The 17,890-nt window shown below is 64.6% G+C and carries 20 protein-coding genes; 8 read left to right on the plus strand and 12 right to left on the minus strand.

Translation table 11 applies throughout. The features are described 5' to 3' along the window. Positions 1-10 precede the first annotated feature (10 nt). Positions 11-1,192, minus strand: coding sequence for a TerC/Alx family metal homeostasis membrane protein (locus CCUG20998_RS09525; protein ID WP_020728390.1), 1,182 nt, complete (start codon positions 1,190-1,192; stop codon positions 11-13). A 294-nt stretch (positions 1,193-1,486) separates the two neighbouring features. Between CCUG20998_RS09525 and CCUG20998_RS09530 the strand changes: the two genes are divergently transcribed. After that, the gene (locus CCUG20998_RS09530) at positions 1,487-3,787 is read left to right on the plus strand and encodes an LGFP repeat-containing protein (RefSeq protein WP_181005701.1); all 2,301 of its coding nucleotides are present in this window, start codon (positions 1,487-1,489) and stop codon (positions 3,785-3,787) included. Between the two features lie 40 nt (positions 3,788-3,827). Here CCUG20998_RS09530 and lexA read toward each other — a convergent pair whose 3' ends face one another. After that, positions 3,828-4,562, minus strand: coding sequence for a transcriptional repressor LexA (gene lexA, locus CCUG20998_RS09535; RefSeq protein WP_020728392.1), 735 nt, complete (start codon positions 4,560-4,562; stop codon positions 3,828-3,830). Positions 4,563-4,869: 307 nt separating this feature from the next. Between lexA and CCUG20998_RS09540 the strand changes: the two genes are divergently transcribed. The 3 genes from CCUG20998_RS09540 to CCUG20998_RS09550 all read left to right on the plus strand — a co-directional run bounded on the left by CCUG20998_RS09540 (position 4,870) and on the right by CCUG20998_RS09550 (position 6,553). Continuing rightward, positions 4,870-5,412: a hypothetical protein gene (locus CCUG20998_RS09540; RefSeq protein WP_036455809.1), complete on the plus strand. Its 543-nt coding sequence runs from the start codon at positions 4,870-4,872 to the stop codon at positions 5,410-5,412. A gap of 162 nt (positions 5,413-5,574) precedes the next feature. After that, complete coding sequence (nrdR, locus tag CCUG20998_RS09545) at positions 5,575-6,039, plus strand: transcriptional regulator NrdR (protein WP_011741151.1); 465 nt, start codon at positions 5,575-5,577, stop codon at positions 6,037-6,039. A gap of 28 nt (positions 6,040-6,067) precedes the next feature. Next, on the plus strand, positions 6,068-6,553 hold the full coding sequence (locus CCUG20998_RS09550) for a peroxynitrite isomerase (RefSeq protein WP_020728395.1): 486 nt from the start codon (positions 6,068-6,070) through the stop codon (positions 6,551-6,553). Between the two features lie 9 nt (positions 6,554-6,562). Here CCUG20998_RS09550 and CCUG20998_RS09555 read toward each other — a convergent pair whose 3' ends face one another. Genes CCUG20998_RS09555 through CCUG20998_RS09565 form a run of 3 tightly spaced genes read right to left on the minus strand, consistent with a single transcriptional unit; the run spans position 6,563 to position 9,345 of the window. Then, positions 6,563-7,249: a PhzF family phenazine biosynthesis protein gene (locus tag CCUG20998_RS09555; protein WP_020728396.1), complete on the minus strand. Its 687-nt coding sequence runs from the start codon at positions 7,247-7,249 to the stop codon at positions 6,563-6,565. A 45-nt stretch (positions 7,250-7,294) separates the two neighbouring features. Further along, on the minus strand, positions 7,295-8,320 hold the full coding sequence (locus tag CCUG20998_RS09560; protein ID WP_012393782.1) for an alpha/beta fold hydrolase: 1,026 nt from the start codon (positions 8,318-8,320) through the stop codon (positions 7,295-7,297). Positions 8,321-8,367: 47 nt separating this feature from the next. Then, on the minus strand, positions 8,368-9,345 hold the full coding sequence (locus CCUG20998_RS09565) for a proteasome assembly chaperone family protein (protein WP_020728397.1): 978 nt from the start codon (positions 9,343-9,345) through the stop codon (positions 8,368-8,370). 243 nt (positions 9,346-9,588) lie between these two features. Here CCUG20998_RS09565 and CCUG20998_RS09570 point away from each other — a divergent pair, with 243 nt between their 5' ends. Next, positions 9,589-10,416, plus strand: coding sequence for a trypsin-like serine peptidase (locus CCUG20998_RS09570; RefSeq protein ID WP_020728398.1), 828 nt, complete (start codon positions 9,589-9,591; stop codon positions 10,414-10,416). A gap of 7 nt (positions 10,417-10,423) precedes the next feature. Here CCUG20998_RS09570 and sthA read toward each other — a convergent pair whose 3' ends face one another. After that, entirely contained in the window at positions 10,424-11,830 is a 1,407-nt protein-coding gene (gene sthA, locus CCUG20998_RS09575; protein ID WP_085979888.1) for a Si-specific NAD(P)(+) transhydrogenase, read from the minus strand. Positions 11,831-11,944: 114 nt separating this feature from the next. Here sthA and CCUG20998_RS09580 point away from each other — a divergent pair, with 114 nt between their 5' ends. Beyond that, a complete protein-coding gene (locus CCUG20998_RS09580) occupies positions 11,945-13,012 on the plus strand; it encodes a DUF4192 domain-containing protein (protein ID WP_020728399.1) in 1,068 nt (355 codons plus the stop codon). 1 nt (position 13,013) lies between these two features. On the opposite strand, the gene CCUG20998_RS09585 is transcribed toward CCUG20998_RS09580, so the two are convergent. The 3 genes from CCUG20998_RS09585 to CCUG20998_RS09595 all read right to left on the minus strand — a co-directional run bounded on the left by CCUG20998_RS09585 (position 13,014) and on the right by CCUG20998_RS09595 (position 15,422). Further along, the gene (locus CCUG20998_RS09585; protein ID WP_012393787.1) at positions 13,014-13,706 is read right to left on the minus strand and encodes an iron-dependent transcriptional repressor DtxR; all 693 of its coding nucleotides are present in this window, start codon (positions 13,704-13,706) and stop codon (positions 13,014-13,016) included. Positions 13,707-13,857: 151 nt separating this feature from the next. Next, a complete protein-coding gene (sigB, locus tag CCUG20998_RS09590; RefSeq protein WP_020728400.1) occupies positions 13,858-14,829 on the minus strand; it encodes a sigma-70 family RNA polymerase sigma factor SigB in 972 nt (323 codons plus the stop codon). A gap of 164 nt (positions 14,830-14,993) precedes the next feature. Next, positions 14,994-15,422, minus strand: coding sequence for a DUF3099 domain-containing protein (locus CCUG20998_RS09595; RefSeq protein ID WP_172607122.1), 429 nt, complete (start codon positions 15,420-15,422; stop codon positions 14,994-14,996). Between the two features lie 45 nt (positions 15,423-15,467). Between CCUG20998_RS09595 and CCUG20998_RS09600 the strand changes: the two genes are divergently transcribed. Next, positions 15,468-15,707 carry a DUF3039 domain-containing protein gene (locus tag CCUG20998_RS09600; RefSeq protein WP_020728402.1) on the plus strand — a complete coding sequence of 80 codons (240 nt, stop codon included), beginning with the start codon at positions 15,468-15,470 and terminating at the stop codon, positions 15,705-15,707. Here CCUG20998_RS09600 and CCUG20998_RS09605 read toward each other — a convergent pair whose 3' ends face one another. Next, the gene (locus CCUG20998_RS09605; RefSeq protein ID WP_020728403.1) at positions 15,708-16,682 is read right to left on the minus strand and encodes a YihY/virulence factor BrkB family protein; all 975 of its coding nucleotides are present in this window, start codon (positions 16,680-16,682) and stop codon (positions 15,708-15,710) included. A gap of 65 nt (positions 16,683-16,747) precedes the next feature. Next, positions 16,748-16,933, minus strand: coding sequence for a DUF7455 domain-containing protein (locus tag CCUG20998_RS09610; protein ID WP_011741138.1), 186 nt, complete (start codon positions 16,931-16,933; stop codon positions 16,748-16,750). A 126-nt stretch (positions 16,934-17,059) separates the two neighbouring features. On the opposite strand from CCUG20998_RS09610, the gene CCUG20998_RS09615 reads away from it, so the two are divergent. Then, entirely contained in the window at positions 17,060-17,440 is a 381-nt protein-coding gene (locus CCUG20998_RS09615) for a DUF952 domain-containing protein (RefSeq protein WP_081650996.1), read from the plus strand. Here CCUG20998_RS09615 and CCUG20998_RS09620 read toward each other — a convergent pair. Continuing rightward, positions 17,368-17,802, minus strand: a complete 435-nt coding sequence (locus tag CCUG20998_RS09620) for a RidA family protein (protein ID WP_020728404.1) — start codon at positions 17,800-17,802, stop codon at positions 17,368-17,370. The two genes, CCUG20998_RS09615 and CCUG20998_RS09620, sit on opposite strands and share 73 nt — an antisense overlap. Between the last annotated feature and the right edge of the window lie 88 nt (positions 17,803-17,890).

Consider the following 17,890-nt stretch of genomic DNA (forward strand, 5'->3'; position numbering starts at 1 on the left):
CTGACGGGTCTCACTCGCGCGCTTCGCGCGCGTTGTGGGCCTGTTGCAGCAGCGTTGTCAGCTCAGTGTCCTGCTGCACCTGGGCGCGGTGTTTCAATGGGAGTGAGCTGATTTCGTCTTCGGCCTGCAGCAGCGCTGCGAAGATCTCTTCGCGTTCGACTGGATCCGCCGGGTGATGCAGATCGAGATACTCCAGGGCGTGTCGACGGGCTCGGGCAGCGGCGTTTTCCCTGCGTCCGCGTACCGAAACCAATGACGCCACCGTTGTGAGAAGTAGGACGACGACAATCACGGTCAACGACATCGCGGTGCTCATCTCCACGGTCGTGACCGGCCTGCCCCGGTTGATGAATGCAATGGTGTTGTGATGCAACGCTTCTAGCATCAGCTTGATGCCGATGAAGCCCAGAATCGTCGCTAGACCGTAGGGCAGATAGATCAACCGGTACAGCAGATTGTCGATCAGAAAGTACAACTGTCGCAGACCCAACAATGAGAACGCGGTCGCGGCGAACACCAGATAGACGTTCTGGGTCAGGCCAAACAGCGCCGGCACCGAGTCGAACGCGAACAGCAAGTCGCTGCCGCCAACCGCGAGCATTACCAGAAGCAGCGGAGTCATGACCCGACTTTCGTTCTCCACGATAAAAAATCGGTCGCCGTTGTAGTTCTGGGAGGTACGCAGGAACCGATTGGCCAGGCGGATGGCGAGATTGTCGGCGTCGCGGCTTTCCGCTGCGGCGGGTTTGGCGAGGTTACCCGCCATGATCAGCAGCGTCAGACCGAACACATAGAAGGCCGCGTTGAAGTGTTCGATGAGTGCGCCACCGAGCAGGATGAAACCGGTGCGTGCGATGAGTGCGAATGCAACACCGAACAGCAAGACCTTCTGCTGAGCGACCCGTGGGACCCCGAAGCTGCTGATCACCACCAGGAAGACGAATAGGTTGTCGACAGAAAGGGCTTCGTTGCTCAAGTAGCCCGCGAAGTATTCGATCCCCATGCCGATGCTGCCGAAGATCACCACGCCGACACCGAACATGATCGCAACCCCGACGTAGATCGCTGACCATAACGCGGCTTCACGCAGCGTCGGCACGTGGGTATGACGTACGTGAAATACGTAGTCGAACAGCATCAGAGCCGCGACCATCACGATCGTGAGGGCCCAGACAATAGTGGGAACACCCATTTCCAGCCGGGTTTCCTCTCGCGGTGTAAGTCGAGTTAGGCTCGTGCGCACGGTAACCTAATCGCCGTGCGGGTAGCAGTTCGGTTCATCGCGAAAGGAGCTCGGCCCCGCATCGATTCGACATCAGCTGGGTATCCGTTTCGTAATATCTGCGAATTGACTTCGCATTTGTCATTCGTTGGAGCAAAGTAATGCGGGCCCCTGGCAGCGATGCGGATCGTAGCTAGAGGACGGCCCAAGGGTGGCGGTCCATTGAAACGCTAGGCGGGGCAGCGGCATCGGCTGGGAGGCTTGGTGAACGGGCAGAGAGGTCAATTGAGCAGGCTGATTGGGCGTGCATTGCTCAGCTTGGCGGCTTCGGTGGTGGCAGTCACGTTGCTGGCGCCTACCGCGACGGCGTCGCCGATCGGCGACGCCGAAGCCGCCATGATGGAAGCCTGGGACAAGGCTGGCGGCGATACGTCAACACTTGGTGCCCGCAAGGGCGACGTTTATCCCGTCGGTGACGGATTCGCGCTGGACTTCGACGGCGGCAAGATGTTCTTCACCCCGCAGACTGGGGCCAAGTACATGTACGGCCCGATTCTGGCGAAGTATGACGAGCTAGGCGGTCCGGTAGACAGCGATCTGGGCTTTCCGACGATTAATGAAGTCCCCGGTCTGGCCGGCCCCGATAGCCGGGTGAGCACCTTCTCCGCCAGCGACAACCCGGTGATCTTCTGGACGCCCGACCACGGGGCGTTCGTCGTGCGTGGCGCGATGAACGCCGCGTGGGACAAGCTGGGCAGCTCCGGCGGTGTATTGGGTGCCCCGATCGGGGACGCGACATTCGACGGCGAGGTCACTTCGCAGAAGTTCACCGGCGGCGAGGTGTCCTGGAACCGGCAGACCAAGGAGTTCACCACCACCCCGACGGTACTTGCCGATCAGCTCAAGGACCTGCAGGTGGCGATCGACCCCACCGCGGCCATCAATATGGCCTGGCGCGCCGCCGGCGGCGCCACCGGCCCGTTGGGCGCCAGGAAGGGCGCCCAGTACCCGATCGGCGGCGACGGTATCGCCCAGGACTTCGAGGGCGGAAAGGTCTTCTTCAGCCCGGCTACCGGTGCGAACGCGGTCGAGGGCGAGATTCTGGCGAAGTACGAGTCGCTGGGTGGGCCGGTGAGCAGCGACCTTGGTTTCCCCACCGCCAACGAGTCTGACGGCGGCATCGAGCCGGCGAGCCGGGTCGCTGCCTTCTCGGCGGCCGACAAGCCGGTGATCTTCTGGACGCCCGATCACGGCGCCTTCGTCGTGCGCGGAGCCATGAAGGTCGCCTGGGACAAGCTCAAGGGTGCCACCGGGAAACTGGGTGCACCGGTCGCCGATCAGACCGAGGCCGGCGATGTGGTGTCGCAGAAGTTCACCGGCGGCACGATTTCGTGGAACCGGGCGACCAATAGTTTCAGCACCGACCCGGCGAACCTGGCGCCGCTGCTCTCGGGCCTTCAGGTGTCCGGCCAGAATCAGCCCAGCACGTCGGCGGCGCCCCCGCACAGCAAGAAGTTCACCTGGCATTGGTGGTGGCTGGCGGCCGCCATCCCGGTGCTGCTGCTGGTGGTATTCCTCGTGGTGATGGCTGTTGGCCTGCGCCGGCGTCGCGCCGGCCAGGAGACCCACGGCTATGAGCCGGCCGAGCACGATGCGGAATCCGGCTACGACGCCATCGGTGGCCAGTGGCCCCATGACGAGTTGGACTTCGGTTCCGAACACTTCCCGCCTGATGATCACGATCTGGCGCATGCGGCGTCGGACTCCGGCGCCGGGGCCCGGGTCAGCTGGCCGCGTGGTGGTGGTGGCCCTGCCTACGGCGAGGAGATGCCGCCCTCGTTCCACGAAGATTTCGAGCGGGACGAGTTCGCACACGAGGACTTCGAACATGAAGACTTCGAGGATGAGGACTTCGAGCACGAAAACTTCGAACACGAGGACTTCGGGGCCGATGACGAAGACCCCGACGCGGTGGACACCACACCCACCCCCGTGATCTCCATCGCCGACTTGGCCGAAGCGGTGCGGCAGGAGACCGCCGTGCCGGAAACCGCGGTCATCGAGGCCTTCGGGCTACCGCACCGGTATGTTCCGGAACCAGTCGTTCCGGAGACCGCGGCACCGGAGGCAGCGGTTCCGGAAACCGCGGTCCACGAGGACGATTTCCCGAAAAGCTTCATGCCCAGCGGTGGTACCGCAGACGCCACGACCGAGATCCGCGTGCTCCCGGAAGCGGCCGGATCGCCTCGTCTACCCAGGGCCGGACGGCACGCCGCGGCCGAAACGGCGGAGGATGACTCCGAGGACGAGGTCACCGTGCATGCTCGGCAAGCCCATGCCCCAGCGGCCGCCGCAGCTGGGCCAAGCGCGGGGGCGCGACCGACGATCCACATGCCGCTCGACCACGACCCGTACCAGGCGCCGGAGGGATATCCCATCAAGGCCAGCGCCCGCTTCGGCCTGTACTACACGCCGAGCAGTGCGCTGTACTACGACACCCTTGCCGAGATCTGGTTCGCCACCGAAGCGGCCGCGCAAGCCAACGGTTTCATCAAGGCCGACTAGAGGGCCGCACTGCCCGTGGTGGTTGGCACCCCGGGTGCCGCTATATCTTGCGGATAACCGTGACCACCTTGCCGAGCACGGTCGCGTCATTGCCGGGGATCGGATCAAAGGCGGGGTTGTGCGGCATCAGCCATATCTGGCCTCCCGCGCGCTTGAACGTCTTGACCGTCGCCTCGCCGTCGATCATCGCCGCAACGATATCGCCGTTGTCTGCGACGTTCTGCTGTCGCACCACCACCCAGTCGCCGTCACAGATCGCGGCTTCGACCATGGACTCCCCGACAACCTTGAGCAGAAACAGTGTTCCCTGGCCAACCAGCTCACGCGGTAGCGGGAACACATCTTCGACGGCTTCCTCGGCCAGAATCGGTCCGCCGGCCGCGATGCGTCCCAGGACCGGGACAAACGTGGGTTCCGGCAGCGCGTCCGAACCCGCGACATCGGTGACCGGGGCGGCGGTCACCGTGTCGTCAGCGCCACGCACGTCGACGGCGCGGGGACGATTGGGGTCGCGGCGCAGATAGCCCTTGCGCTCCAGGGTGCGTAGTTGGTGCGCGACCGACGAGGTCGACGTCAAGCCGACGGCATCGCCGATCTCCCGGATGCTCGGTGGGTATCCGCGATCGTTCACCGACGTCCGGATGACGTTCAAAATGGTGCGCTGCCGCTCCGTCAACGCCGTGTCTACTGATTGCGCGCGATTGTCCGCTCCACTGGCTCCGTCACTGGCTCCGTCACTCGCCCCGTCGACCGTGGTGTCGCTGCTGTCGCTCATGGGACTGAATGTAGCCGCACGGCGCCCAAGAATCAAACATGTGTTCGACCAGTGTGTCGCGGGGTAGCGGTATACCGCAGGTGTCCGCCGCGGCGGCTCCAACTGCTGAATCACAAAGGTGTAACTCGGCGCGGGGTCGGGTATGCGCAGCACATGGGAGTTGGTTGCGACCGGCAGGTCTTGTCGGTGGCTTGCTCTAGCGTTTTGCTCGGGCGACACGCCTCGATCAAATGTTCGGTAAATCGAACACGTGAGCGACTACAGTGTCGAACACTTGAGCGACAAACCGTCAGCCGGAGGAACGAACATGACACTCATGCAGGCAGTCCAGCCCGTCTCGCCCGCCGCGCCCGTCCGGTTGGGCACCCGTGAGGCGCGCAGGTTCATTCGGGGGCCGGTCGGGGGGGCCATCCACGAGCCTGTCACCGGCCGGGGCAGGCTGGCCACGTCGCGGCGGGTCCGCCCATCGCGCCCGGCTGTTGCCCCGCTGAGCTACCGGGGCACCGGTGTGGCGCTGTCGGCCACGGCCCATCGCCGGCGTCCCGCTTCGGTTGCGACGACGGTGGGCCTGGCGCTGCTCGCCGCGATCATCACGCTCTGGCTGGGGTTGGTCGCTCACTTCGGCGATATGGCCAATGGCGGCTCCGCCAATATGTCACCCGTCTCATCGAGCGTGCCGGACCGGCTCGCGGTGGTCCGGGTGGACGCGGGGGAGTCGCTGCAGGACGTGGCGGCTCGAGTCGCTCCGGGCGCGCCGGTTCGACAGGTCGTCGAGCGCATCCGGGAATTGAACGCGTTGGGCTCGTCGATGCCGGCTTCCGGGCAGACGCTGATTGCGCCGGTTGGCTAGCGCACTCCGATGAACAGCGAAAACCGCTCCACATCAACGCTCCTCGGCTACCGCGGCGTCGAGCGGAGGTGGATTGCGACGGCGTTGGCAGTGCGGGGGAGCGCGCAGGTACTCTCGGAAAGGTCCGAGGTACCGCATTGTCAGGACGCCGAAGGAGCGGCCATGCATTGTCCGTTCTGCCGGCATCCCGATTCCCGGGTGATCGATTCGCGGGAAACCGATGAGGGCCAGGCCATTCGGCGTCGCCGGTCATGTCCGGAATGTGGGCGACGATTCACCACTGTCGAAACCGCCGTCCTTGCCGTGGTCAAGCGCAGCGGTGTCTCAGAACCATTCAGCCGGGAGAAAGTCATCAGCGGGGTGCGCCGGGCGTGCCAGGGGCGCCAAGTTGACGACGACGCGCTGAACCTGCTTGCCCAGCAGGTGGAGGACTCGGTTCGCGCCGCTGGCTCGCCGGAAATCCCCAGTCACGAAGTCGGCCTGGCCATCCTTGGGCCGCTGCGTGAACTCGACGAGGTGGCTTACCTGCGATTTGCATCGGTGTATCGCTCGTTCTCCTCGGCCGAGGATTTCGAGCGCGAAATCGAGGCGTTGCGCGCACACCGCCAGGTTCCTACTTCGAGCTGAGCCATTGCCGCCTCGTTAGGCTGGCCCCATGCCTGCCGACTTGCACCCGGATCTTGATGCGCTGGCCCCGCTGCTGGGCACCTGGGCGGGACAAGGTGCCGGCGAGTATCCGACGATCGAGCCGTTCGAATATCTTGAAGAGGTTGTGTTCTCTCATGTAGGCAAGCCGTTCCTGGTTTACGCACAGAAGACCAAGGCCGTTGCCGACGGGGCGCCGTTGCATGCGGAGACCGGATATCTGCGCGTGCCGAAATCGGGCCAGGTCGAGCTGGTTCTGGCTCATCCGAGTGGCATCACCGAAATCGAGGTGGGCACCTATTCGGCAAGCGGCGGGGTGATCGAGATGGAAATGGTCACCACGGCCATCGGCATGACCCCCACGGCAAAAGAGGTGACCGCGCTGAGCCGATCCTTCCGGATGGTCGGAGACGAGCTGTCCTACCGGCTGCGCATGGGCGCGGTCGGACTGCCGCTGCAACACCATCTGGGCGCCCGGTTGCGCCGAAAGTCCTGATCCGCCCGGTCAGTCGACGTGCGTCACGCCGTCGCTGACGACTCGTCCGGCAACCGCGACCCAGCCTTCGGCACTCCAGGTCGTGTTGATTATTGATCCCTTGCCCTGGGTGATGGTGAGGTCGCGGCTGAGGTAGTCAGTAAGCCGCATTGCGGCGGAACCGGTTGCTTCGTCTTCCTCGACTCCCAGGTTGGAGGCGAACATCCGCGACCGCAGTTCACCGGCGGGCTCGTCGGTCCATGTCCATAGATAGTGCGCCGTGTCATCGGCAAAGTCAGAGGGGTCGGCGGCCGCGAGGGCATCAGGGGAATCCAAGTCGTGGATAGCGAATTCGGGTGCCCACTCCGCGCGGGCGCTGATCGTGGTGAGGTCGCGGTCGTGATGCACCTGCACGAGACCGGCCGGCACCTGCAGGGTGTTCACCGGTGTTCCCTGCTCGCGCAGCCACCAGGACGCACCAACGGTCGGGTGGCCGGCGAATGCGATGTCGGTGCGGGGGGTGTAGATGGTGGCGTGTGCGGTGTGCGAGCCGGTGGCCGGAAGGTCGACGAAAACTGTTTCGCTGTAGGCCAATCGGCTCGCCAGATGCTGCCGGTCACGGGGTTCAACCTTGCTTGCGTCGACCACCCCGAGTGGATTCCCGAAGTTGCCGGTTGGATCGGTGAAGACCCGCAACACCGTTACGTCGATGCCCATGGCCCGACTCTACGACGCCCTCCTAGGCGTCGGCATACGGGCTGGTCAGGTGGCGCTGCGTTCGTCAGAACCCATGGCGCTGAGCACCGCCACGCGGGTGTCGGCCGGGCCCGAAACGGTTCGTTCACCGCCGCCGGTGCGCAGCAGTTCCCGAAGCGCCGCTTGATCGTATTCGGGAGGCTGGGTGCTGTCGATGAAGCGCAGGACGATGTCGATAAAACGAGCGGGGTCGTCGTGGAACGGGAAATGTCCGGATCCCTCGAAGACCTCGAGTTTGGATCCTGGCATGGCCGCGTGTGCCATTTCGGCGTGGCGGACCGGGACCACGGCATCTCGACTGCCCCAGATGATCTGTACCGGGATGGCCTGGGTCAAGTAGCAGCGATCGAGCATCGTGACGATCTGGCCGCGCCAGTCGACCACGGCCCGCAATGTGCGGGTGAAAGCCGACGAGGCCGTTGGTTCGGGGAGGTCGTCGAGTATTCGCAGCACATTGGGAAGGTCTTGCCCGAGCGCGGTGGAGCCGAGTGCCATGCCCAACACTTTGCCGGCGAGCTGAACCGTCGGCAGGACCATGGGCAGCCGCAACAACGCCAACGCCTCGGCACCCATCGGCAGCGAGGCCAAACGGAAGACGACGTTGACATCCTTGGTAACTCCACCGGCCCCGACCAGAATGAGTCGGTCCACCAACTGTGGGAACTGGTAGGCGAATTGCATGGCAACGCCGCCGCCGAGCGAATGGCCGATGATGGTCACTCGCTCGATGTCAAGCACGCTGAGCAGGTCGCGCATGCCGTTGGCATAGGCCGCGATCGAGTAGTCGGCGCGCGGCTTGTCGGACCTTCCGTGCCCCAGCAGATCGGGGGCGATGACGGTGAACCGCTGGGCGAGCTTGGCGTGAATACCGGTCCAAGTGGTGGAATTGTCGCCAATCCCGTGGATTAGCAGGATCGCGGGACCTGACCCGGCGATCCGGAACGCTCGCTTGTATCCGTGGATGGTGCGGAACTGAAGCGACGGCGCAGTCACTTCCCGCACCGGGCGAAGATTGCGCTTGCGCTCGGTCATCTCGGCAACCTCATTGTCTGGCCGACTGGGGCGTATTTTTGGGGGCGTTATGGCTGGTCGTCGTCGTCGAACTTCTTCTCTGCCTGCTGGGCCAAGAATCGTTCGAACTCCGCGCCCAGCTCGTCGCCACTAGGCAGATCCTCGTCGCGCGTTAGCAGTGATCTGTTTTCCTGGGCGTCGATGAACGCATCGTACTGGCGCTCGAGGGCTGCCACCACTTGAGCGACTTCCGCGCTTGCCTGAACTTGCTCATCGATCTTGGCTCCGACCTGCGTCGATGCGTCTGTTAGTGCGGCTAGAGGAAGGTCCAGTGAACCGGTCTTGGCCACCTGTTCCAGCAGCGCCTGCGCGGCCGCGGGGTAGTCGGTTTGGGTGAGGTAGTGGGGGACGTGCACGGTGAATCCGACGACCTCGTGGCCATGCTGGGCCATCCGGTACTCCAACAGGTTGGATGCGCTCGCCGGAACCTGGATTTCGGAAATCCACGGTTGGAAGTCCGCGATGAGCTCCGGGTTGTTGGAGTGAGCGGTCATCGTGACGGGACGCGTGTGCGGGACGGCCATGGGAACGGTGCCCAATCCGATGGTCTGGCGCACCCCCAGCCGCTCGGCCAGCAGGCGAACAGCGGTGATGAACCGCTCCCATTTCAGGTCGGGTTCCATCCCGGCCAACAGCAGAAACGGTGTGCCGACACTGTCACGCAGTGCGTAAAGGCTCAGCTCTGGATCGTCATACTTGGTGAAGTGGTCGGTCTTGAACGTCATCAACGGTCGCCGTGAGCGATAGTCCAATAACTCGTCGATGGCGAACGACGCGACCAGCTCGGTGTCCAAGCCATCCTTGAGGTGGGTGGCGGCTAGCCGGATCGCATGACCGGCGTCGGAGAAGCCCTCCAAAGCGTGCACCAACACCGGACCGCGGCCATCGGACGTCGACAACTGGGGCGCGGGGAACTCGAGCTCATACATGCCGGATTGGCCCGGCTGGTAGTCCTGCGCCTCGCCTGGGTCTTGGTCATGCGCCATGGGTGTTGCCTCCTCTCGGGGGTCGGACCAGGGTGCCTTGATCAGTGTCTCGCAAATCAGTGGGCACCAGTGATCCAATTACAAACTCGTTTGTTCGTTTCATACATAACGCGCGAGCGCCCGGCTGTATTCGCTGTCGCCGGCGTCATGCGGTGGCGCGGGTTGCTGACAAGTGTATTGGCGAGGTGAAAGCGATCCGCATCCGCTTGCCGCCCGGCGGTGGGGCCAGATGGGTCAAGATGGGTGTCGATGCGCAACCTGGCTGCGGTGATTTGCTTGTGGGGCGGCCTGGCGCTGCTACTGAGTTGCTGCGGGCGGCCAACCAGCCAAGCCCCCAGCGCCGGTGAGCGGTCTGAGCAAACTTCCTTGCCCGGGCAGCGGTCCAGCCCGCCCGCCAACCAGGCCGCGGTGGCCGTCCCGGTGGATCCGGACCCGCGGGTGGGCGCGATCTTCCTCGATGACGGGCCGGTGCACATCTGCACGGGCGCGGTGTTGCATTCGACCAGCGGTGACCTCGTCCTGACCGCCGCGCATTGCCTCCTGGGCGGTCACACGGCGGCGTCCTTCATCCCGGGATTCGGCGGCGCCGACCCGCCGCCGTCGAGATGGAAGATCGACCAGGTCTATTTCGATCCACGCTGGATCGCCAACCAGGATCCGCGCGCCGACTACGCGATCGCGCGCGTCAGCGGCGATGGATCGCTGCAAGCACGGGTCGGCTCCGCGCTGCTGTTGGGCCGGGCCCCGGCGCGGGGCGCCCCGGTGACCGTCACCGGCTACCCGGCGGGTCTGGATGACACGCCCATCGCCTGTTCGGCGAACACCGAGGTCACCGAGGGCGGGTTTCCGGAATTGTCATGCCACGGCCTGGTGGCCGGCACCAGCGGGGCGCCCTGGGTCAGTGCTGGGACCGTCACTGGGGTAATCGGTGGTCTAGAAGGCGGTGGCTGCACCGAGAGCGTCTCGTATTCGGCACCGTTGGACGAACACGCCGCTGCTCTTCTGGTTCGTGCCGAAGCCGGCGGACCCGGCGACGACCCGCCGGTCGAGTTCGACGACGCGTGCTTGTGAGGCCCGATCAGCGGCGGAACTGGTTGAGCGCCCGGACCTTGTTCATCACGTCGAGCGCGGCCACCTTGTAGGCCTCGGAGAAGGTCGGATAGTTGAACACCGCCTCGACCAGGTACTCGACTGTGCCGCCGCAGCCCATGATGGCCTGCCCGATGTGCACCATCTCGGTGGCGCTGGTGCCGAAGATGTGCACGCCCAGCAGGGTGAGATCTTCGGTGGAGACCAGCAGCTTGAGCATGCCGTAGGAGTCGCCGGCGATCTGACCGCGGGCCAGCTCGCGGTAGCGTGCCACGCCCACCTCGTAGGGGATCGAGTTCTTGGTCAGCTCCACCTCGGTGGCCCCGACGTAGGAAATCTCGGGGATGGAGTAGATGCCGATCGGCTGCAGTTCGGTGATGCCGTCGGTGGGTTCGCCGAATGCGTGGTAGGCGGCGAGACGGCCCTGCTCCATCGATGTTGCGGCTAGGGCCGGGAAGCCGATGACGTCGCCCACCGCGTAGATGTGTTCGACCTTGGTCCTGAACTTGTCATCCACCCAGATCCGCCCGCGACCTTCGACCTCGAGTCCGGCGTTGGCCAGATCCAGGTGGTCGGTCTGGCCTTGGCGTCCGGCGGAGTACATGACCGTTTCGGCGGGGATCTGCTTGCCGCTGGCCAGGGTGGTGACCGTTCCCGCTGAGCCGACGTCGACCGCGGTCACCTCTTCGCCGAATCGGAATGTCACCGCCAGATCGCGCAGGTGGAATTTCAGCGCTTCGACGACCTCGGGATCGCAGAAGTCGAGCATGTTGTCCCGCTTCTCGACGACGGTCACCTTGGTGCCCAGCGCGGCGAACATCGACGCGTACTCGATCCCGATCACCCCGGCGCCCACCACGACCATCGAGGCCGGCAGCGACTTGAGATCCAGGATCCCGTCGGAGTCGAGGACCTTGTCTTCGTCGAACTCGACCCCGGATGGCCGGGCCGGCCTGGTGCCGGTGGCAATGACGATGTAATCGCCTGTCACCGTCGTCTTTTCCCGGTGTGTCTGGTCTTCGACCACGATGCTGTGCGGGTCGACGAAGCGGCCATGGCCGACGATCAGGTCGACCCGGTTGCGCATCAGCTGGCTACGCACCACGTCGACTTCCTTGCCGATCACGTGCTGAGTCCGTGCCAGCAGGTCGGCGGGGGTGATTCGGTCCTTGACGCGGTAGCTGGCTCCGTAGAGTTCGCGCTGGTTCATGCCGGTGAGGTAAAGCACCGCCTCGCGCAACGTCTTTGACGGGATGGTGCCCGTATTGACGCATACCCCGCCCAGCATGCGGCCGCGCTCGATGATCGCGACGGATTTACCCAATTTGGCCGAGGCGATGGCGGCCTTCTGGCCGCCAGGCCCAGAACCAATAACCACCATGTCGTATTCGCGCATCGACCCCATGGAATAGACAGTAGAACGCACAGTGGGCAATTCGTCCACAGGAGGGCAGTTGGGTCGCCTGGTGTGTGCACCGGCTGACGGTGTGCAGGGCCAGCGTTGAGGCCTATGACGAAGCATCGATCTGAATTTGAACTGAATCGTCCTGCCGCACTTATTGCGGCGCTTCCGGCCATTCTCGGATTCGTGCCGGAAAAGTCTCTGGTCTTGGTATCGCTGGATGACGGCGAACTGGGTTCGGTGCTACGCGCCGACTTGTCCGAGGACCTTGTTGACCGGGTCGAGCATCTCGCCGAGGTCGCGGGAGCGGCCGATCCGCAGGCTGCCATCGCGGTGATCGTCGACGAGGGCGGCGCGCAGTGCCCGGCGTGCAACGAGGTGTACCGGCGAGTGTGCGCGGCGCTCGCCGAGGCGCTCTCGCAACACAACGTGGTGCTGCGGGCGGCGCATGTGGTGGACCAGATCGCGGTGGGCGGACGCTGGCATTGCGTCGATGGGTGCGGCTCTAGCGGGCTGATCGACGACCCGGCGGCGTCGCCGCTGACCGTTGCGGCTGTGTTGGACGGGCGCCGTCTGTACCCACGGCGTGCCGACCTGCAAGCCGTCGTCGAGCTGGACGAGTCGGCGCGTGCCGGCGAGTTGGCCGGGGCGCTCGCCGAACACGCGGCCGAGCGGGAGATCTCCCACCGGGCCGACCCGTCGCGATGCGCCCGCCGCGACGTCGAGAGCGCGATGGCCGCCGCCGCGCGGGTTGCCGACGGGCAATCTCTGTCGGAGGTGGAGCTGGCGAGGCTGGGATGCGCGCTGACCGACGTTCAGGTCCGCGACACGCTGTATGCCCTTGCCGTCGGTGAAAACGCGGATGAGGCCGAATCCTTGTGGGGCGTGCTGGCGCGGGCGCTCCCGGCGCCATGGCGGGCCGAAGCGCTGGTCTTGCTCGCGTTCAGCGCCTATGTGCGCGGTGATGGACCGCTGGCCGGGGTTTCGCTGGACGCGGCGCTGCGCTGCGCGCCAGGACATCGCATGGCCGGCATGCTGGACACGGCGCTGCAGTCCGGTCTGCGCCCCGAGCACATCCGTGACCTCGCGGTCACCGGTTACCGGCTGGCAAAGCAGCTGGGGGTGCAGTTACCTCCGCGGCGGGCATCGGGTCCCTACGGTCGATGCGCCGGCTAGGTCAGACCTTCTCGACCTTGACCGCGTGTGCCATCGCGTGGGGCAGGGTCACGTTCTCGTGTCCCGGGATGAGGATGGTCACCCCGCCGGCCGGGCTGGTTTCGACGGTCACGCGCGCGTTGGGTACCACGCCGGCGTCCTTGAGCCGGCTGATCAAGTCGATATCGCCCTGAACGTGCTCGGTGAGCTGGCGGACGACCACCGCGACCGGTGATCCCGACGGCAATTCGGTCAACCGCACCAAGTTGGCTTCGTAGGAGTCGGACTCCGGTCCCACACCGAGGTCCAGCAGACCCGGAATCGGATTGCCGAAGGGGGAGGTGGTGGGGTTGTTGAGCACCTTGACCAGACGCCGTTCGACGTCTTCGCTCATCACGTGCTCCCACCGGCATGCCTCGGCGTGCACCTCTTCCCACGGCAACCCGATGACATCGACGAGCAAACGTTCGGCCAAGCGGTGCTTGCGCATCACCGCGACCGCCAGGGCCCGGCCCTTATCGGTCAATTCGAGGTGGCGGTCGCCGGCGACGCGCAGTAACCCGTCACGCTCCATCCGCGACACGGTCTGGCTGACGGTGGGCCCACTTTGCTCGAGCCGCTCGGCGATCCGGGCGCGCAATGGGGTGACACCCTCTTCTTCGAGGTCATAGATCGTCCGCAGATACATTTCGGTGGTATCAACCAAGTCGTTCATTCAGCATCCTCCGTTGCCGCCGAGTCTACTTGGCCAGCTGCTTGCATGGTCTGCCAAAACACCCCACCGCAGCAGTATGCCCGCCGCGTATAGCGGCGGGCACACCGTCTCGTACCTAGCCTCTCAACCTAGCGGGCAACGGGCTGACTACTCAACTGGCGTATGAGCGCAGCCGGTCGGCGCGTTCGCCGTGGCGCAGCTTGCACATCACGTCCCGCTCGATCTGACGTACCCGCTCGCGGGAAAGACCGAACAGTTTGCCGATCTGGTCCAGGGTGCGCGGCTGGCCGTCATCGAGGCCAAAGCGCAGCCGGATCACCTGATGCTCACGCTCGTCGAGGGTGGCCAGCACGCTGCGGATGTCGGTGTGCAGCAGTTCGGCGATGACCGCGTTCTCCGCGGACATGGCCTCAGCATCTTCGATGAAGTCGCCCAGCGGGGCCTCTTCCTCCGAACCGACCGGCATGTCCAGGCTCACCGGGTCGCGGCTGTGCTCCAACAGGTCGTTGATCTTCTCGACGGGAATGCCGGATTCGGCGGCGAGTTCCTCGTCGGTGGCTTCGCGGCCCAGATTCTGGTGCATCTCACGCTTGATCCGGGCCAGCTTGTTGACCTGTTCGACCAGGTGGACCGGCAGCCGAATGGTGCGGCTCTGGTCGGCCATGCCGCGGGTGATGGCTTGACGGATCCACCAGGTGGCGTACGTCGAGAACTTGAATCCCTTTGTGTAGTCGAACTTCTCCATCGCGCGGATCAGGCCCAGGTTGCCCTCCTGGATGAGATCCAGCAACGGCATGCCCCGACCCGTGTAGCGCTTGGCCAACGACACCACCAGCCGCAGGTTCGCTTCCAGTAGGTGGCGGCGCGCTTCCGTGCCATCGCGCACCACGGCGGCGAGTTCGCGTTTGCGGTTGTCGCCGAGGCGCTTGCGGGTTGTCAACAGATGCTCCGCGTAGAGCCCGGCCTCGATGCGCTTGGCGAGTTCCACCTCGCCCTCGGCGTTGAGCAACGCCGTCTTGCCGATGCCGTTCAGATACACGCGCACCAAGTCCGCTGCAGGGCTTTGAGCGTCCAGATCGCTGTCAACCCGGCCTACGATGCCCCTTGCTATGGGCTGTGCCATTTCGCCCTCCCGATCGGCTTGTGCTGTCATGAGGATTAACGACAGGTTCCACCGCAGAGTTCCCGCGCAGCTGTCATCTCACACCCCGTGACGTGCAGGAATGTGCCGCCGAGCTGAGAATGTCCTGAGAAATGTGTCGCCGGGTCGGTTGACCGGAACCCGGACTAGCCCCGCTCGTCGAAGCGCTGCGCGTCCCACCGTGGCGCGGGGTCTTCCAGCCCGTCGTCCAACGCCAACCGCTCAGCGGTGGGGAACAGGGGGGTATGCCGCCGGGCGTCGTCGAAGCGGCGGGGCTCATCGGAGCTACGCGGCGGCCGGTCGTTGGCGATGAGTACGGCCATCCATGGCAACGGCACCGAAGCGGCCACGATCAGCAGTGAAATCAAACCGTTGTGCCACAGGCCGTAGGCGATCGCGGCAAGGATCAGCGCCGGGATCCGAAAGGCCATCAGGGTCAGGTACTTGCGCACTCGCGCTCGGTGCTGCACCTCGTAGGAGGGCGCAGCGCCGGTGATCAACACTGGGCGGTGCTTGTCGTCGAAGTCGTCGAAACTCAACTCCGAGTCTCGCGTCATACCTCCACTCTCCCACATCCGGTGGATTCCGGCAGGAGCGAGTCAGGAGGCACAATGTCATACATGGAGACGCAGACGATCGAACGTCCCGATACCGAAGAACGCGTCGACGACGGGACCGGCAGCGACACCCCCAAATTCTTCCACTACGTCAAGAAAGACAAGATCGCCGAGAGCGCGGTCATGGGCAATTACGTGGTGGCGTTGTGCGGTGAGGTCTTTCCGGTGACTCGGGCGGCCAAGCCGGGCTCGCCGGTCTGCCCGGATTGCAAGCAGATCTACGAACAGCTCAAGAGGGACTGATCAAGACGGCGGGTCGACCGCGGTGTTGGACTGCGGTGACTCCGAATCCGCGGACCCGGTGGCCGCAGCCGTGCGTGCTCGCAGCCAATTGCGCAGCCGGTGCGCGTGGGTTGCCGGTGCCGGCCATTCCTCTTGGATGGCGGCGTTGAGTTCGGCGCCGATCATGACCGCAAAACCGCCGAAGAACGCGAACAGCAGGAAAGCGATCGGGGTGGACAGCGCACCGTAGGTATAGCCGGTGTGAGTGATCCATCCCAAGTAGAACCGCAGCCCCAACGTGGCGATGAGAAACACCGCCATCGCCAGCACGGCACCCAGGATGAGTCGATGGGTCGGCAGCGGCACCGGCAGCGATACTCGGTACAAGATGATCACCCCGACGGTCAGTACCGCGATCAGGGCCGGGTAGTAGCCGAAGTGCATGAGGTTGGACATGCTGTCAGGGATGTGTTCGCTCACCTTGCGCGGGCCCATCACCGCCACTGGCGCCGAGATGACGATGAACAGCAATCCCACGACGTAGAGAAAGAGTGCGAAGAACCGCTGGCGCACCGGATGACGCAGGGGAGTCTGGTCATGGGCCTCGACGATGGCATCGACGTAGGACGAGATCGCCGATGACCCCGCCCACAGCGAGATCAGGAAACCCACCGATACCACCTCACCACGAGCGTTGGCGGTGATGTCGCGGATGGTGGGTTCAATGATCTCGTCGACCACGCTGGGGGAGAAGAAGCGGTGGGTCATCGAGATGATCGTTTTTTCGATCGCGGGCAACGTGTCCTGCCCGAACAGCGGAGCCACGTAAGCCAAACTGCCCAACATTCCCAACAGCAGCGGCGGCAGCGACAGCGCCGACCAGAAACCCGCTTGCGCCGACTCGGAAAAGATCGAGTCGTCCCAACTCTTGGAGAGGGTTCTTAAACTAATACGCCAGATGTGATGGCGGGACGGCTTGGGGACTTGGTCGCTCATACCAGTCCAGCATTACCGAAGACTGCTCGGTCAGCCGACGTTGGCTCCGGGCTGGCTCGGTGCATCTAGTCGCCGCTGACCTCCAGCACTGCGGCTAGCTCGAGCAGCTTGGCCTCATGCTCGTTGGCGTGATGCTGGCAGAAGAGAAGTACGGCTCCAGAAGGCAGCTTCGCACGCACCCGCGCTGCTGCACTGCAGCGGTCGCAGCGGTCTGCTCTAGTCAATTCGGGACTGGTCAGAGTTGCGTTCATGGCTTCTCCGTTCCTGGCGTGAGTTCACTCTGTCAGACGTATGGGGATTTCGCCTTGTTCCCCGACCGCTGTGAGGTGTGTCGTTTCTCACGAGTTTTTGACCTGCGGGTCGGGCAAGCTGACGGTATGTCTGCGACGGTCGCTTCGCTGGTGCACATGTGCGGTGCCGAGGAGTGGTTGCACGCTCGTCACCATGGGTGCATAACGCCACAACCTGGTGCCGAGTTCATCCACCTGTCGACGCCCGAACAGGTGCACCTTCCGGCGAATCGACTGTTCCACGGCCGTCCAGACTTGGTTCTGCTCCACATCGACCCTGCTGCGCTGCAGTCACCGGTGCGGTGGGAACCAGGCGTTCCAACGGATCCGGCCTCGATGCTATTCCCGCATTTGTATGGGCCGCTGCCGGTGCAGGCGGTGGTCGGGGTGACCGCCTACCGGCCAGGCCCCGACGGCACCTTCGGGTCGGTCTCGGGGCTTGGCTGCCCGCCTGGCGACTGCACGTAGGCGTCGGCTTCGATCTCGACCAGCAAGTCGGGCGCGATGAGTGCGGAGACCTCGACCATGGTGGCTACCGGACGGGTGTGGCCGAAGACCTGCGCATGCACGTCGCCGACTTCGCGCCACCGTGAAATGTCGGTCACGTAGATCCGGGTGCGGATCACATCGGCGAGGCTGGCCCCGGCATCGGTGAGTGCGACCTCGATGCGCCGCAGGGCGTCTCGGGTTTGCGCGGCGATGTCACCGGCCGGGCCATTGCCGGTCGTTCCGGCCACCGCGACATGGGGGCCGATGCGAACTGCGCGCGAGTAACCGACGGCCGACTCGAAAGCCGATTCCGACGAAATGATGGTGCGGCTGGTTGACATGCGCGTCACAGTAGGACCTCAGTGGCACTGAGTGCAGCTCAATTTCTTGAGCCGCAGTTCAAGCCGATGCAGCGGGAGGGCAGGCCGA

Origin of the sequence: Mycobacterium marinum, from assembly GCF_003391395.1 — a bacterium.
GTDB classification, from domain to species: Bacteria; Actinomycetota; Actinomycetes; order Mycobacteriales; family Mycobacteriaceae; genus Mycobacterium; species Mycobacterium marinum.

Bases quoted from the DNA above. Each gene is read 5' to 3' on its own strand.
- CCUG20998_RS09525 (WP_020728390.1), bottom strand. From the start codon at position 1,192: ATGGGTGTTCCCACTATTGTCTGGGCCCTCACGATCGTGATGGTCGCG.
- lexA (WP_020728392.1), bottom strand. From the start codon at position 4,562: ATGAGCGACAGCAGCGACACCACGGTCGACGGGGCGAGTGACGGAGCC.
- CCUG20998_RS09540 (WP_036455809.1), top strand. From the start codon at position 4,870: ATGACACTCATGCAGGCAGTCCAGCCCGTCTCGCCCGCCGCGCCCGTC.
- nrdR (WP_011741151.1), top strand. From the start codon at position 5,575: ATGCATTGTCCGTTCTGCCGGCATCCCGATTCCCGGGTGATCGATTCG.
- CCUG20998_RS09550 (WP_020728395.1), top strand. From the start codon at position 6,068: ATGCCTGCCGACTTGCACCCGGATCTTGATGCGCTGGCCCCGCTGCTG.
- CCUG20998_RS09555 (WP_020728396.1), bottom strand. From the start codon at position 7,249: ATGGGCATCGACGTAACGGTGTTGCGGGTCTTCACCGATCCAACCGGC.
- CCUG20998_RS09560 (WP_012393782.1), bottom strand. From the start codon at position 8,320: ATGACCGAGCGCAAGCGCAATCTTCGCCCGGTGCGGGAAGTGACTGCG.
- CCUG20998_RS09565 (WP_020728397.1), bottom strand. From the start codon at position 9,345: ATGGCGCATGACCAAGACCCAGGCGAGGCGCAGGACTACCAGCCGGGC.
- sthA (WP_085979888.1), bottom strand. From the start codon at position 11,830: ATGCGCGAATACGACATGGTGGTTATTGGTTCTGGGCCTGGCGGCCAG.
- CCUG20998_RS09580 (WP_020728399.1), top strand. From the start codon at position 11,945: ATGACGAAGCATCGATCTGAATTTGAACTGAATCGTCCTGCCGCACTT.
- CCUG20998_RS09585 (WP_012393787.1), bottom strand. From the start codon at position 13,706: ATGAACGACTTGGTTGATACCACCGAAATGTATCTGCGGACGATCTAT.
- sigB (WP_020728400.1), bottom strand. From the start codon at position 14,829: ATGGCACAGCCCATAGCAAGGGGCATCGTAGGCCGGGTTGACAGCGAT.
- CCUG20998_RS09595 (WP_172607122.1), bottom strand. From the start codon at position 15,422: ATGTGGGAGAGTGGAGGTATGACGCGAGACTCGGAGTTGAGTTTCGAC.
- CCUG20998_RS09600 (WP_020728402.1), top strand. From the start codon at position 15,468: ATGGAGACGCAGACGATCGAACGTCCCGATACCGAAGAACGCGTCGAC.
- CCUG20998_RS09605 (WP_020728403.1), bottom strand. From the start codon at position 16,682: ATGAGCGACCAAGTCCCCAAGCCGTCCCGCCATCACATCTGGCGTATT.
- CCUG20998_RS09610 (WP_011741138.1), bottom strand. From the start codon at position 16,933: ATGAACGCAACTCTGACCAGTCCCGAATTGACTAGAGCAGACCGCTGC.
- CCUG20998_RS09615 (WP_081650996.1), top strand. From the start codon at position 17,060: ATGTCTGCGACGGTCGCTTCGCTGGTGCACATGTGCGGTGCCGAGGAG.
- CCUG20998_RS09620 (WP_020728404.1), bottom strand. From the start codon at position 17,802: ATGTCAACCAGCCGCACCATCATTTCGTCGGAATCGGCTTTCGAGTCG.